The 12,731-nt window shown below is 65.0% G+C and carries 14 protein-coding genes and 1 pseudogene; 6 read left to right on the top strand and 9 right to left on the bottom strand.

Translation table 11 applies throughout. The features are described from left to right. Nucleotides 1-9 precede the first annotated feature (9 nt). The 6 genes from nadA to VCS63_RS20400 all read right to left on the bottom strand — a co-directional run bounded on the left by nadA (nt 10) and on the right by VCS63_RS20400 (nt 6,401). Nucleotides 10-1,149 (bottom strand): quinolinate synthase NadA, encoded by a 1,140-nt coding sequence (gene nadA / locus VCS63_RS20425; protein WP_323880877.1) that lies wholly within the window; start codon nt 1,147-1,149, stop codon nt 10-12. 145 nt (nt 1,150-1,294) lie between these two features. Further along, entirely contained in the window at nt 1,295-2,083 is a 789-nt protein-coding gene (locus VCS63_RS20420) for a PhzF family phenazine biosynthesis protein (protein WP_323880874.1), read from the bottom strand. Nucleotides 2,084-2,188: 105 nt separating this feature from the next. Further along, nucleotides 2,189-2,686, bottom strand: coding sequence for a transporter suffix domain-containing protein (locus tag VCS63_RS20415; protein ID WP_042794308.1), 498 nt, complete (start codon nt 2,684-2,686; stop codon nt 2,189-2,191). Between the two features lie 14 nt (nt 2,687-2,700). Next, complete coding sequence (locus tag VCS63_RS20410; protein ID WP_323880872.1) at nt 2,701-3,765, bottom strand: DUF2955 domain-containing protein; 1,065 nt, start codon at nt 3,763-3,765, stop codon at nt 2,701-2,703. Continuing rightward, on the bottom strand, nt 3,755-4,861 hold the full coding sequence (locus tag VCS63_RS20405; RefSeq protein WP_313378461.1) for an HlyD family secretion protein: 1,107 nt from the start codon (nt 4,859-4,861) through the stop codon (nt 3,755-3,757). The genes VCS63_RS20410 and VCS63_RS20405 overlap by 11 nt, the downstream gene beginning before the upstream one ends. After that, a complete protein-coding gene (locus tag VCS63_RS20400; RefSeq protein WP_323880870.1) occupies nt 4,854-6,401 on the bottom strand; it encodes a TolC family protein in 1,548 nt (515 codons plus the stop codon). The genes VCS63_RS20405 and VCS63_RS20400 overlap by 8 nt, the downstream gene beginning before the upstream one ends. 361 nt (nt 6,402-6,762) lie before the next feature. Between VCS63_RS20400 and ppk2 the strand changes: the two genes are divergently transcribed. From ppk2 to VCS63_RS20385, 3 genes are all read left to right on the top strand, one after another. Further along, nucleotides 6,763-7,584 (top strand): polyphosphate kinase 2, encoded by an 822-nt coding sequence (ppk2, locus tag VCS63_RS20395; protein WP_063641240.1) that lies wholly within the window; start codon nt 6,763-6,765, stop codon nt 7,582-7,584. A gap of 57 nt (nt 7,585-7,641) precedes the next feature. After that, entirely contained in the window at nt 7,642-7,896 is a 255-nt protein-coding gene (locus tag VCS63_RS20390) for an RNA-binding protein (RefSeq protein ID WP_063641239.1), read from the top strand. Nucleotides 7,897-8,043: 147 nt separating this feature from the next. Beyond that, nucleotides 8,044-8,490 carry an SRPBCC family protein gene (locus tag VCS63_RS20385; RefSeq protein ID WP_042794310.1) on the top strand — a complete coding sequence of 149 codons (447 nt, stop codon included), beginning with the start codon at nt 8,044-8,046 and terminating at the stop codon, nt 8,488-8,490. A gap of 34 nt (nt 8,491-8,524) precedes the next feature. On the opposite strand, the gene VCS63_RS20380 is transcribed toward VCS63_RS20385, so the two are convergent. Then, on the bottom strand, nt 8,525-9,109 hold the full coding sequence (locus tag VCS63_RS20380) for an SAM-dependent methyltransferase (protein WP_063960495.1): 585 nt from the start codon (nt 9,107-9,109) through the stop codon (nt 8,525-8,527). Nucleotides 9,110-9,233: 124 nt separating this feature from the next. Between VCS63_RS20380 and VCS63_RS20375 the strand changes: the two are divergent. Beyond that, nucleotides 9,234-9,533, top strand: a pseudogene (locus VCS63_RS20375) (DUF1801 domain-containing protein); the annotation flags it as partial. A 14-nt stretch (nt 9,534-9,547) separates the two neighbouring features. On the opposite strand, the gene VCS63_RS20370 reads toward VCS63_RS20375, so the two are convergent. Next, a complete protein-coding gene (locus tag VCS63_RS20370; protein WP_042794311.1) occupies nt 9,548-10,456 on the bottom strand; it encodes a LysR family transcriptional regulator in 909 nt (302 codons plus the stop codon). Between the two features lie 140 nt (nt 10,457-10,596). Here VCS63_RS20370 and VCS63_RS20365 point away from each other — a divergent pair, with 140 nt between their 5' ends. Further along, nucleotides 10,597-11,001, top strand: coding sequence for a RidA family protein (locus VCS63_RS20365; RefSeq protein ID WP_042794312.1), 405 nt, complete (start codon nt 10,597-10,599; stop codon nt 10,999-11,001). Between the two features lie 15 nt (nt 11,002-11,016). Here VCS63_RS20365 and VCS63_RS20360 read toward each other — a convergent pair whose 3' ends face one another. Beyond that, nucleotides 11,017-11,664 carry an IclR family transcriptional regulator gene (locus VCS63_RS20360; RefSeq protein ID WP_063641237.1) on the bottom strand — a complete coding sequence of 216 codons (648 nt, stop codon included), beginning with the start codon at nt 11,662-11,664 and terminating at the stop codon, nt 11,017-11,019. A gap of 94 nt (nt 11,665-11,758) precedes the next feature. Between VCS63_RS20360 and VCS63_RS20355 the strand changes: the two genes are divergently transcribed. Further along, on the top strand, nt 11,759-12,727 hold the full coding sequence (locus VCS63_RS20355; RefSeq protein WP_063641236.1) for a Bug family tripartite tricarboxylate transporter substrate binding protein: 969 nt from the start codon (nt 11,759-11,761) through the stop codon (nt 12,725-12,727). Nucleotides 12,728-12,731 lie beyond the last annotated feature (4 nt).

Here is a 12,731-nt window from a genome sequence, read left to right as displayed (position 1 = left end):
CCGATAGTCCTAGGCGGCCCCGACGCTGGCATACAGCGCCATGTCACGCGCCAGGTCGCCGCTGGCCTGTACGCGGCGCTTGCGCCGCTCCGCGAAGTCCAGCATGCGGTCGATCGGCGCCTTGGCGCGCAGGCCCAGCGCCGGATTCAGCAGGATCTCGTTGCGCCCGTGCTCCAGCGTCTCGGCCAGATTGGCCAGGGCGTTCATCGCCATCCAGGGGCACTGCGCGCAGCTCTTGCAGCTGGCGCTGTCGCCCGCCGTCGGCGCGGCGAGGAAAGTCTTGCCTGGCGCCAGCTCACGCATCTTGTGCAGGATGCCTTGATCGGTGGCCACGATCAGCAGCGCAGTGTCGAACTTGCGCGCGGCATCGATCAGTTGCGTGGTCGAACCCACCACGTCCGCTTGCGCCAACACGGCCGCGGGCGACTCGGGATGCGCCAACACCTTGGCCTGCGGGTGCTCGGCTCGCAGCAGCTCCAGTTCGGTGCCCTTGAACTCGTCATGCACCAGGCACGAACCCTGCCACAGCAGCATGTCGGCGCCAGTCTGGCGCTGGACGTAGTCCCCCAGATGCCGGTCCGGCGCCCACAGGATTTTCTCGCCCCCCGCATGCAGGTCGGCGATCACGTCCAGCGCAATGGACGAGGTGACGACCCAATCCGCGCGCGCCTTCACTTCGGCGCTGGTGTTGGCATAGACCACGACCGTGCGGTCGGGATGGGCATCGCACCAGGCGCTGAAACCGGCGGCCGGACACCCCAGGTCCAGGGAACACGTCGCATCCAGGTCGGGCATCAGGATGCGCTTGTGCGGGCTCAGGATCTTGGCCGTTTCGCCCATGAAGCGCACACCGGCCACCACTAAGGTGCGAGCCGCGTGGTCGCGGCCGAAGCGCGCCATCTCCAGGGAGTCGCCGACGCAACCGCCCGTCTGCTCCGCCAGTTCCTGCAATTCGGCATCCACGTAGTAATGGGCGACCAGCACCGCGCGCTCTCGCGCGAGCAGTTCTCGTATGCGGGCCACGCAAGCGACGCGGTCGGCGGCCGGCAAAGTTTCGGGCACGCGGGCCCAGGCCTGGCCGACGGCGCTTGCGCAGCTTGGCGCGGAAGGCAGATCGAATTCGATGTAGCGGCGGTTGCGGGTGTCCATGGGCGCGGCTCCTGGCTGCAATTTATGCTCATTTTGAGCATTTAAGGGTCAAAAAAAGGGCACGATTTATGCTAGTGTTGAGCATAAATCGTGTCAATCCCTTTTTGCCCTCACCCAGCCGCTCGCCGACCGCAGCCTTGCGGCTTCATACGAAGATCGAACCGCGCAGATACAACGCCGCCTGGCCGCTGATGATCACCCGACCGTTGTCCAGTACCTCGCACTGCAACTGGCCCTTGCGCGCTCCGCCCTGCTGCGCGCTCAGCCGGCGCTTGCCCAGGCGCTCCGCCCAGTACGGTGCCAGCGACGTGTGCGCCGATCCGGTTACCGGATCCTCGTTCACCCCCACCCGCGGCCCGAACCAGCGCGACACGAAATCGAATTCCGTCGAAGGCGCCGTCACCGCCACGCCGCGCACGTCGAAAGCCGCCAGCGCGGCGAAGTCCGGTTTCAAGGCATCGATCAGCGCGGGGTTCTCGACAATCACGAGGTAGTCATCCGTCTGGTAGAGCGCCTGTGCATCAGGCAGGCCCAGCGCCTGCAACAGACCGGCAGGAACTGGCCGGGCTTCGGGCCGCTTGGCCGGAAAATCCATGGCCAGCCGGTCGCCCGAGCGGCGCACCTGCAGCTCACCGCTGCGCGTCGAAAACCGCAGCAAGTCCTCATGCACGCCTAGCTGCTCGAACAGCACCCAGGCCGACGCCAGCGTGGCGTGGCCGCACAGGTCCACCTCCACCGCGGGTGTGAACCAGCGCAGTTCAAAGATATCCCCCTTGCGCACGAAGTAGGCGGTTTCGGACAGATTGTTTTCTTCGGCGATGCGCTGCAGCGTTTCGTCCGGCAGCCAGGCCTGCAAGGGCACCACCGCAGCGGGATTGCCGCCGAAAGGCGCGGCAGTGAAAGCGTCTACCTGATAGATATCGAGTTGGGGCATGGCGAGTCCTGGTCGGTCTTGGGGGTGCGCTTTGGAGCGCCTGGCGGCATTTTCCTATGAAACGCCGCCAGGCCGGACGATGGAGCAGGCGCTGGGGACCCTGCGCTACGCCGTCCGCACAAACAACGCCCTCAACTTGCTCCAGAAGTCCCCGCCCAGGACAAAGAAGCTGGCGATCAGCATGATGTCGCCAACAAGCTGGGCCTGCCACAGGTTGGGCCGCAGGCCCGGCCACATTTCGTCGATGTAGGGTTCGAGCACCGAGGTCAGGATGGGCAGTAGAAACATGACCAGGCCGATGGCATGGCGGACCGGGCCCACTTTCTGCACGGGCGCGAGTTTCTTCGCGTGGCCGAACACAATGGACTTCAGCCGCTGGAAGCCCTCCTTGCCCATGACGGCGATGCAGCTCAGGAGCAATACCTTGTTGGCGATGAATATGGTGCCGGTCAGGGCCGCGATGCGCGGGCCCGGCACGTCCAGGTAGCCCGCCACGGGAATGAGGAACCACAGCGCGAAGGCAATGATGAACAGTCCGATCCCGCATTTGAAGCGCCATCCCGCCGCGGGCGCGGGTTGGGCCGTTTCGTCTGGCAATGACATGGCTTCCTCCTGATTCAAGCGTCTGAGGGAACTGCAGTTGAAGCTTCGTGTCCGGGGTCTGGTCCCGGCTGCCCGCGGGTCCGCGATTCAAGCAGCCGCAGCATCAGGCAGGCGTAGAGCGTGACACCGATGAACAAGCCCATGCGCACCGCAAACGCGGTATAGACATCCTTACCAGCGGCGCTGTCCTGCACCGATTGGCCCAGCAGGATGATGAGCGTGACCAGGGTGTTCAGCCAGAAGCTGGGCGGGTGCCGGGTCGGGCTCAGGCGATACAGCTTGCGCGCGGCCGCCAGGCCAAACAGCAACATCCACAGAAAGAACATCCACAGGCTCACGAACAGGCTCAGCGCGCACCAGAAGAGGATGGCAAGCGCGCCGCCCAGCAAGGTGGAACCCAGCAGTTCGCGAGCCGCGCCGTGCGCCGCGGTGACGCAGGTTTGCCGTCCCAGGCTGACTGATTTCAGGATGATGGGCATGTATCCCAACGGGTCTGTCAGCGCCAGCAGGAAGGCGGGCATCACGACGAGCGAGGCACGCAGGGCCATGCGGCTGGCCTGAAGTTCGGGGAGGACGGGCGCTGCGGGCGGCGCGGGCGCGGCGGATGGTTCGGGGAACAACAGATGGCAACCGCCCAGCACCAGCACCGCGACCAACAGGCCTTTGCCAAGCGCCTCGATCACCAGGGCGGCCAGCGCGAAATCCACCGTGCCGGCGGCGGAAATCATGGTCAGCCCGATGATGAGAAAAGTCGACAACAGGTTGTTGCCGCCGCGCAGCCCATGGCGAAAGGCGAAATACAGGCACAAGCCTATGAGCAGCACGCCGCTCAAGGGGTAGTAGCGCAACAGCGGGCTCAGCAGCAGGCCGATGGCGGTGGCTAGCAGCGCCATCAGCATCAGGCCCAGCCCGCTCTTGAACGACAGCGGCCGGTTCATCGAAGCCAGCAGCAGCACGCCCAGCACCGGCGCGATCATGGGGATGGGCAGGTCCAGACCAAAACTGATGGCGACGCAGAAGGCCGTTCCCAAGCCCACGCGCAGGGCGCGTTGGCCACGGGGATCAGGATCAGTACGCATAGGAAAGCCAGCTCATCAAGCGCATGTACACACGGCCCAACAGGTTGAGCGGATTGCCTGAACTGGGAAACGCCATGACCTCCGCCTGCCCGCCCACGCGCACGCCGCTCAAGACGGGCAGGTCGCCGGGATCGAACTCCACGATGACGGGAAAGCGCTGGGCGGGCCGCAGCCAGTCGCGGCTGTTCTGCACCGTGGGCAGGCTGCCGGGCGGCGTGCCCGGTCCGACATTGACGCCATATCCCACGCTGCGCACACGGCCCTGGAAAATCTGCCCCGGCAGCGCGTCCAGGATGATGGACACCGGAGTGCCTGGCTCCACGTGGCCCAGGTTGTTCTCGGTCATCTCCGCGCTGATCCAGACGTCATGGATGGCGATCAGCGTCATGACCGGGTTGCCGGCGGCGGCGAATTGCCCGGTATCGGTGCGCAGATCGGTGATCAGGCCCGCCGAGCGCGCCCGCACCTGCGTATTGGCCAGGTCCAGTTCGGCCTTCTCCAGGGCCGCCGCCGCGCTGCGCAGCTTGGCATTGTCCTCCTCGCTGCCGCCCTCCTGTTCGCGCGCGCGCTGCACCTCTGCGCGCGCCGCCGCGACCTGGCTGATGGCCTGCGCCTGGTTCGCCCGCGCGATTTCCAGGCGCCGCAGCGAGACGGTTCCCTGGTCTTCGCGGTACAGCCTTTCAAGCCGGGTGCTGTCCTGGCGAGCCTTCAACTCATTCGCTTGCGCGGCGCGCAAGGAGGCCTGCGCCGAGTCGATACCGGCGGTGCTGGCGCCGATCTGCCTGCGCGTAGATTCCAGTTCGGCGCGGGCGCGGTCCACCGCAATGCGGTAATGCTCCGGATCCACATCGAACAGAACCGCGCCGGCCTGGACGTCCTGGTTATTGCGCACATACACCCGGGTCACCCGCCCTGACACTTCGGATGCCACCGGCACCACGAACGCCTGCACACGCGCCTGCTGCGTGTACGGGGTATAGCGGTCGGCCAGCAGATACCAGGCCAGGCTCAGCACGATGAGCAAGACTGCCCAGCGGACGCCCTTTTTCGCGGGATCCGGCGCGGGCGCGGCAGTCGAAGGCGGGGTGTCACTCATTGGGTCGCACCTTTTGCGCGGGTATGGCTGCGGCGCCGGCAGGCACCGGCTCGGACAGCAGGTCACCCCAATTGGTGCGCTGCTGCATCTGTTCACGGGCCGCCGGGTCGAGCACCGGCTCCGGGCTGTACCAACCTCCTCCCAGCGCCTTGTACAGCGCGATGAGGTCGCTGACCGCGCCCCCGCGGTTCACGACATAGGCATCCTGCTGGACCGCGAGCGCCTGCTGCGCGTCCAGCACGCGTTGGAAATCGGTGTAGCCTTCGCGGTAGAGAGCGTTGGCCAGATTGAGCGAGCGTCCGGCCGCCTGCGCGGACTGTTGCAGGATGCCGTCGCGCTCCAGCGCCTTGATCAGGCCGCTGGCCGCATCATCGGCCTCGCGCGCAGCCTGCCGCACATCGTCCTGGTAGGCCACGATCAGTTGCTGCAACCGCGCGTCCTGCACGCGCACATTGTTTTGCAGACGTCCATGGTCGAACACGTTCCAGCTGAGGACGGGCCCCGCCAGCAGCGCCGTGCCACCCGCCGTCCCCGCCAATGACGTGGCCGACCAGGCAATGCTGCCCAGCAGGGTCAGGGAAGGATAGAGGTCCGCCTCGGCCACGCCCACTTGCGCCGACTGCGCGGCAATACGCAGTTCCGCGGCCCGGATGTCGGGACGGCGCAACAACAGGTTGGCGGGCACGTCCTGGAGCACCGCGCGATCGATCAGCGGAACGACCGCCGTCTTGTCATCCAGCTCGGGCATGGGACCGGGCGGCCGGCCGATCAGAATGGCCAGGGCGTTGCGGGTCCGCATGATCTGGCTTTCGAATTCGGGAATGGTGCCCAGGGTGCTCAAGTACTGCGTCCGGGCCTGCTGCAGATCGAGTTCGTCGGTTTCGCCGCTGCGAAACAGCTTTTGAGTGATCTCGTAGCTGCGCTTCTGGATGCCGGCGTTCTCGCGCGCGATACGCAGCCGCGCCTCGGCCGTCCGCAGGGCGTAATAGCTCTCCGCTACTTGGGCGTGCAGCAGCACCAGCACGTCGTCGCGATTGGCCTGGGCCTCGAAGTACAGGGCATCGGCCGACTCGATGGCGCGGCTGAAACGCCCCCAGAAGTCCAGCTCCCAGCCGATGTCGAACCCGGCACTGTACTGCCAGAAACTGCTGGGCCGCGGATTGCCTTCGGCCGAGCGCGAGGACCGGTGCTGATACAGGGCATTGGCGCCGACAACCTGGGACTGCGGATAGCGGCCGCTCTGGGCGATGCCGAGCTGGGCGCGAGCTTCCATGATCCGCAGGCCGGCGATCTGCAGGCCGGCATTGTGCGCGTCGGCCTGGGAGATCAGGTATTCCAGGATGGGATCCTCGAAAACCTGCCACCACTGCCGGGCGTCCGGCTGCAATTGCTGGCGACTGGCCTGCTGCAGCCCGGGCGTGCTCCAGTCGGCCGTCCAGCTTGTGCGCTGGGGCTCGAAGTCCGGCCCTACACGCATGCAACCACCCAGGCACAGCGTGCCGATCAGCAGCAGCCGATTCCAACAAGTCAGCGGCGACATCGGGTAACAGGTCCGTCAAGAGCCTAACCGCCATGGTCCACGACGCAGCCTGATCCAGGCAGGGCGCAGCGTGGCCGCCTCGGTCCGCGCCGCAACTGTCCGGCTTTACTGCCGGTTGCGCAAGCGCCGGACGGTCAAAATCGAAGGGTACCTTTTCGCCTCAGCGAGATGCCATCGGTTGAACGATCAGTACTTTGCGTGCGAGTTGATTCTATTGGCCTTTTTCGCTTCCCGCCAGAGGCCCCTGTCTCGGCAAAAAGGACTGCCCCCAAGCGGCTTGTGTACAAGCGCGGCAAGTTGGCGCTACATTCAAAAAGCGAGTGTTCCGACCGATTCCCCGCAGCGATTCTGGAGTGCCATCATGACAGCTCAGAAGAAAGCAGCAGCAGAGGACAAGCCGCCGGCGCCGGCCAAGCTCTCCGGCAAAAAGTACGCCGAGGAACTGGCCCGGCTACACGTGGAGCTGGTCAAGCTCCAGGAGTGGGTCAGCCAGACAGGAGCCAAGGTCTGCATCCTTTTCGAAGGGCGCGACGGCGCCGGCAAGGGCGGAACGATCAAGGCAATCACTGAACGCGTCAGCCCGCGGGTCTTCCGGGTGATCGCCCTGCCCGCCCCCTCGGACCGCGAGAAAACGCAGATGTACATGCAACGCTACCTGCCCTATCTGCCTGCGGCGGGCGAGGTCGTTATCTTCGATCGCAGCTGGTACAACCGGGCCGGCGTCGAGCGTGTGATGGGGTTCTGCACGAAGGACGACGTCAAGATATTCCTGAAGGGCGTGCCGCTGGTCGAACGGGCGATCGTGGGCTCCGGCATCATCCTGCTCAAGTATTGGCTTGAAGTCAGCGAAGAAGAGCAGACGCGCAGGCTCCAGGCCCGCATTACCGACGAGCGCAAGGTCTGGAAGCTGACCAAGATGGACCTCGATTCCTACAGCCGCTGGTACGACTACTCGCGCGCCCGCGACGACATGTTCGCGGCGACCGACACCAGCGTTTCGCCATGGTTCGTGGCGCAGTCCGACGACAAAAAGCGGGTGCGCCTGAACATCATCAGCCACCTGCTCGCCCATATCCCCTACAAGCGCATGCCGCGAGCCAAAGTGAAGCTGCCCAAGCGGCAAAAGGCCGGGGGCTACCGTGATCCGGGACATCCGCTGCGCCTGGTTCCAGCAAAGTATTGAGCGGCGCGGGCGGAGCCCATTCTCGCCCGCCCGGCGGTTCCCACAGGAGAAGCGACCATGGCTGCCCTACTGATCAACCATGTGGACGACAGCACTTCCGACGAAGACATCAGGAGTTTCCTGGTGAAGTATGGCTTTCCGTCCTTCGACCGCATCCAGCGCGTTCCCAGCACGGGCGACCGGCCGGCCGTCCTGGTGACCTTCGACGGCGCCAGCCCGGAAGAACTGCGCGTGCTGGTGCCCCGGATTCATCAGGTGTTCTGGAAAAACCACACGATCGCGGCGCTGGTCATGCGAGAGCCCATTGAGTAAAAGACCGCGTCAGGCCTTGCGGCGCCGTGGCCGCATCGCAACGGATTGTGCCTTTCTAAGGGTTTCCCCCAGGATTTCCGCTGTCGATTTCCAGTCCTCTGGTACGTCGTGTCAGTACGCACAACTTTTTTGAAAGGCGAACTCACCATGACTACCGGAACCGTTACCCTTCACCGCGTGATGCGCGCACCGGCCGAACGCATATACCGGGCTTTCCTGGAGCCCGACGCGATCGCGCGCTGGCTCCCCCCTTACGGCTACACCTGCCTGGTCCATGAGCTCGACGCCAAGGTGGGCGGCATGCACAAGATGTCGTTCCGCAATTTTGGCACCGGCCACAGCCACAGCTTTGGCGGGGAGTACCTGGAACTGGAGCCCGGCCGGAAAATCCGGTATTCGGACCAGTTCGACGACGCGAACCTGCCCGGCCGCATGCAGACCACCGTCACCTTGCGGCAAGTCGCGTGCGGCACGGAGGTAAGCATCGTGCAAGAGGGCATTCCGGCGGCGATTCCACCTGAAATGTGCTACCTGGGCTGGCAGGAATCGTTGGCGCAATTGATGCGTCTGGTGGAGCCGGAAATTCCGGAATGAATGCCGGAATGCGGCACACCGGGCTTGCCCGGCGTCACTGCTTTCTTGCAATGAACTGCACCACGCACGCCGGGCCCGTGTGGAATATCCCCTCCACCACGTCCCGTTCGATTTCGCGCGACAGCAACACCTGACAATTCGCAAAGTCCTGCTCCAGGTCCGCGCGGGCCATGAGCATGTCGGCATCAGGGGGGCCGCCCGTGCCCCGGCCCAGTTGCGCCTTGCGGTATGCCTCCAACAGGAAAATGCCGCCCGGTTTGAGGGACCGTTCCACCAGCCGGTGCAGCCTCTTGCGCACCGGGCTAGGCGTGTGGGCGAAAATCGACACGACGGCGCCATACGATTCCGGCGGCGGTTCATACGCAGCCAAATCGGCGGCTTCGGTACGGATCGACACGCCCTTCGCGGCCGCCAGCCTGTGCGCCTTGGCGAGCCCGACGGCAGAGCCGTCCACGCCCAGCACATCCAGGCCCAGGCAGGCCAGGAAAACGGCGTTGCGCCCCTCTCCCTCCGCCAGGCTGAGCACCGGTCCGGCCAGCAACCCCGCGTTCTCGGCCAGGAAGGCGTTCGGTTCCGTCCCATACACATATTCATCAACGGCGTAGCGTTCATCCCACATTCCTGAACTCCCAGAGGTTTCGTCAAGGCCGGCCGCAAGAAAGGATTCCTGTCCGGCCCGCGCCAGAAAGCAGCAAGTCTTGCACTTGAAGTCGACTTGAGGTCAAGCGGATCGTGCTGCCGAACTCGGCCGCCGCCTGGACGCGCTGATCGAACTCGCCGTTGCCGGCGTGCACAAGGCAGTGAAGTGGAATTCGCCGCTATACGGAGTGGAAGGCCAGGGATGGTTCCTGGGCATCCATTGCTACGCCAAGTACGTCAAGGTGGCGTTCTTCCGCGGCGCCAAGCTGCGGCCCCTGCCCCCTGGACCGTCCAAGAGCCAGGACACACGCAACCTCGACATCCGCGAGGACGACGCATTGGACGAAGCGCAGTTCATGGCCTGGGTGAAGCAGGCCAGCGAGCTGCCGGGCGAGCGCATGTGAGCTCAGGCACGGGCCTATTGCGGCGCGTACTGGCCCAGCAATTCGGCGACCCAGTCGATGAAAACCCGCAGTTTGGCGCTCACGTGCCGGTTGGGCGGATACGCAACGTACATCGGCATGGAATCCAGGCGCCAATCCTCGAACAACGGGATCAGTTCGCCCCGCTCGACGTGGCCACGAGACATGTAGTCGGGCAGCCAGAGCACGCCCATTCCTGCGAGGCCTGCCGCCAGATAGGCGTTGCCGTCGTCGACCGCCAGCACGTAGCGCCCCTGCACCTTGACGCTTTCTCCATCGCGGCGCATGGCGTACGGCAAAGCCTTGCCGCTGCGCGCCCACAGAAAGCCCACGATACGATGATGCGTGTTCTCGAGATCGCGCGGATGCGCGGGCGCGCCGGCGCGCTTCAGGTAATCAGGCGCCGCGTAGACGCCGAGCCGCAGGTCCCCCACACGCCGCGCCATCAGGGACTGGTCGGTCAGTTCGCCGCCGCGCACCACGCAATCCACGTTCTCGCCGATCAGGTCGACGATCCGGTCGCTCACGCCCATGTCCAGCTGGATGTCCGGGTATTGCGCATGAAAGGCCGGCAACGCGGGCACCAGGATCATGCGCGCCAGCGGACTGGGCACGTCCACCCGCAGGCGCCCCCTCGGGAGCGCGGAGGCGCCGGACAGGCTGGTCTCGGCATCGTCCATATCGGCCAGTAATCGCAGCACGCGTTCATAGTAGACGGCGCCGTCGGCCGTCACGTTGACCTTCCGGGTGGTGCGGTTCAGCAGCCTGACGCGCAGGCGCGCCTCCAGTTGCTGCACCAATTGCGTCACGCTGGTCTTGCTCATGTGCAGGGTTTCGGCCGCCTTGGTGAAGCTGCCGGTTTCCACCACGCGGGCGAACGCTTGCATCGCATCGAAACGGTCCATCTCTGCTCCCGCTTTCCGGATTATTTGGATTCTACAAACAGTGATGGTTGGACTTGCGCGTTTATCGCGGACGCCACGCCACCTAAAGTGCCTACATCGTCAATGCCGGGCCGGATTCGGCCCATCGATGGAGACTCACAATGAGCAAACGCGACGTTGTTTTTCCCGCCGGGCGCCATGCCCTCTATGAACGCCACCGCTACTCCCCCGCGATCCGTTCCAACGGATTCCTGTTCGTGTCGGGACAGGTAGGCAGCCGCGAGGACGGCACGCCGGAGCCGGACCTGCAGGAGCAGGTGCGACTTGCATTCCGCAATTTGCAAGCCATCCTGGCAGCGGCCGGCTGCAGCTTCGATGATGTAGTCGACGCGACGGTGTTCATGGTCGATCCGGCCTCCAGGATGGAGACCATCTGGCAGGTGGTGCCGGAATACTGGGGCGCGGCGCCCTACCCGACGCTGACAGCAGTGGGCGTGACCTGGCTCAGCGGCTTCGATTTCGAAATCAAGGTGATCGCGAAGCTGCCGCAAGCCGCCCAGGACTGAACCCTGGCTGTTCGCTCACACTACGCCGACCCGGATCACGCCGGCAATGGTCTCTGCCGCCTGCTGCAAAGCGGGGACCATATCGGCCTCCAACCGGTTTCCTTCCACCTCTGGGGCGGCCACCGATATTCCCACCGACAGCAGGCGCGAACCCGCCCGCGGCACGGGCACCGCGACCGACACCTGGTTGCTGTCCGGATAATCGAACCGGGTCCACTGCCCTGGAGCCAAGGCCAAGCCGCCGGCCAGCGCGCTGGCCGGCGGCAGCACGCTACCCACGCGCAGGTTCATCACCACAAGGCGGCGGCGTTCCGCTGGCGCCATGGCGCGGCCGATGATGATCACGCCTTCGGGGTTGGCCTCGCCCAGATTGGATGTGCCTGAATAGGCGTCGGCCAGTTTCTGCAGGATCTCTTGCACGGTGTCCGTCACCCCCAGGCTCTCCATGGCGGCAAATCCCAGCTCGAACACCAACGGCGTCAGGCGCCAGCGACTGTCTTCGCGCGCGGCATAACCCTCTTCTTCCAGCGTCTGCAGGAACCGCAGCACGGTCGCATGCGGCAGGTCGACCGCGCGCGCCAGTTCGGCCAACGTGGGCCGTCCGTTGCCGCGGAAGGCCCGCATGATGGATAGACACCGCTGTATCGATCTATTATTCTTCAATCGTTCACCTACTAAACGGATTGATCACTAGGTGAACAATACACATAAACGATGCTTCCGGCAAGACCGGCGAGCCAGGGAAGGAGACATATCAATGAAACGCATCGCACTCGCCTTGGCGGCGGGTCTCGTGTTCTGTACGGGATCCGCCGCAGCGCAAGCAACGTGGCCGGCGCAGCCGGTCAAATGGATCGTGCCCTACCCGCCGGGCGGATCCACGGACATGCTGGCCCGCCTGGTCAGCCACAAGCTGGGAGAACGGCTGGGCCAGCCCGTCATCGTCGAGAACAAGGCCGGAGCCGGCGGCAACGTGGGCACCGATTTCGCCGTCAAGCAGCCCGCCGACGGCTACACCATCGTGATGGGCAATATCGGCCCCATCTCCATCAATCCCGCTCTTTATCCGGACCTGCCCTACAAGCCGCAGCGCGACCTGGCGCCGGTGACGATGCTGATGAGCGTGCCGAACCTGCTGGTCGTGAATCCATCGCTGCCCGTCCGTTCGGTACAAGAGCTGATCGCCTACGCGAAGAAAAACAAGGAACCGCTGGATTACGCCACGCCTGGCGCGGGTACCTCACTGCACCTGGCGGGCGAACTGTTCGCCTCGTCCGCGGGCGTGCGCCTGACACATGTGCCGTATCGCGGCAGCGCGCCCGGTCTGAACGACACGGTGGCCGGCCACGTGCCCATGATGTTCGACAACATGCCCTCGGCGCTGCAACTGGTAAAGGCCGGCAAGCTGCGGGCGTTGGCGATCACCAGCACGGCACGTTCGCCGCAGCTGCCCGAGGTGCCGACCATGGCCGAGGCCGGCCTACCCGGCTACGAGATCGCCGGATGGTTCGGCGTGCTGGCGCCGGCGGCCACGCCCAAACCCATCATCGAACGCCTGAACCAGGAATTGCTGGCCGTGTTGGCGATGCCCGACGTGCGCGAACAGATAAACGCCATGGGCGGCATCATTTCGGCCGAAGGGCCGGCGGACTTCGGCCGCTACATCGCGGCAGAAACCGACAAATGGGGCGCGCTGGTCAGCAAGGCGCAGATCAAGCTTCAATAGCAAG

This window comes from Achromobacter sp. D10 (assembly GCF_035282245.1).
Classification (GTDB): Bacteria; Pseudomonadota; Gammaproteobacteria; order Burkholderiales; family Burkholderiaceae_B; genus Achromobacter; species Achromobacter insolitus.
The sequence above is the reverse complement of the archived record's forward strand: the minus strand, read 5'-3'. Positions and strand labels throughout refer to the sequence as shown.

Coding starts and splice junctions, on each gene's coding strand:
- VCS63_RS20370 (WP_042794311.1), bottom strand. CDS start 10,456: ATGGACCGTTTCGATGCGATGCAAGCGTTCGCCCGCGTGGTGGAAACC.
- VCS63_RS20365 (WP_042794312.1), top strand. CDS start 10,597: ATGAGCAAACGCGACGTTGTTTTTCCCGCCGGGCGCCATGCCCTCTAT.
- VCS63_RS20405 (WP_313378461.1), bottom strand. CDS start 4,861: ATGAGTGACACCCCGCCTTCGACTGCCGCGCCCGCGCCGGATCCCGCG.
- VCS63_RS20410 (WP_323880872.1), bottom strand. CDS start 3,765: ATGCGTACTGATCCTGATCCCCGTGGCCAACGCGCCCTGCGCGTGGGC.
- VCS63_RS20385 (WP_042794310.1), top strand. CDS start 8,044: ATGACTACCGGAACCGTTACCCTTCACCGCGTGATGCGCGCACCGGCC.
- VCS63_RS20400 (WP_323880870.1), bottom strand. CDS start 6,401: ATGTCGCCGCTGACTTGTTGGAATCGGCTGCTGCTGATCGGCACGCTG.
- ppk2 (WP_063641240.1), top strand. CDS start 6,763: ATGACAGCTCAGAAGAAAGCAGCAGCAGAGGACAAGCCGCCGGCGCCG.
- VCS63_RS20415 (WP_042794308.1), bottom strand. CDS start 2,686: ATGTCATTGCCAGACGAAACGGCCCAACCCGCGCCCGCGGCGGGATGG.
- VCS63_RS20355 (WP_063641236.1), top strand. CDS start 11,759: ATGAAACGCATCGCACTCGCCTTGGCGGCGGGTCTCGTGTTCTGTACG.
- VCS63_RS20420 (WP_323880874.1), bottom strand. CDS start 2,083: ATGCCCCAACTCGATATCTATCAGGTAGACGCTTTCACTGCCGCGCCT.
- VCS63_RS20390 (WP_063641239.1), top strand. CDS start 7,642: ATGGCTGCCCTACTGATCAACCATGTGGACGACAGCACTTCCGACGAA.
- nadA (WP_323880877.1), bottom strand. CDS start 1,149: ATGGACACCCGCAACCGCCGCTACATCGAATTCGATCTGCCTTCCGCG.
- VCS63_RS20380 (WP_063960495.1), bottom strand. CDS start 9,109: ATGTGGGATGAACGCTACGCCGTTGATGAATATGTGTATGGGACGGAA.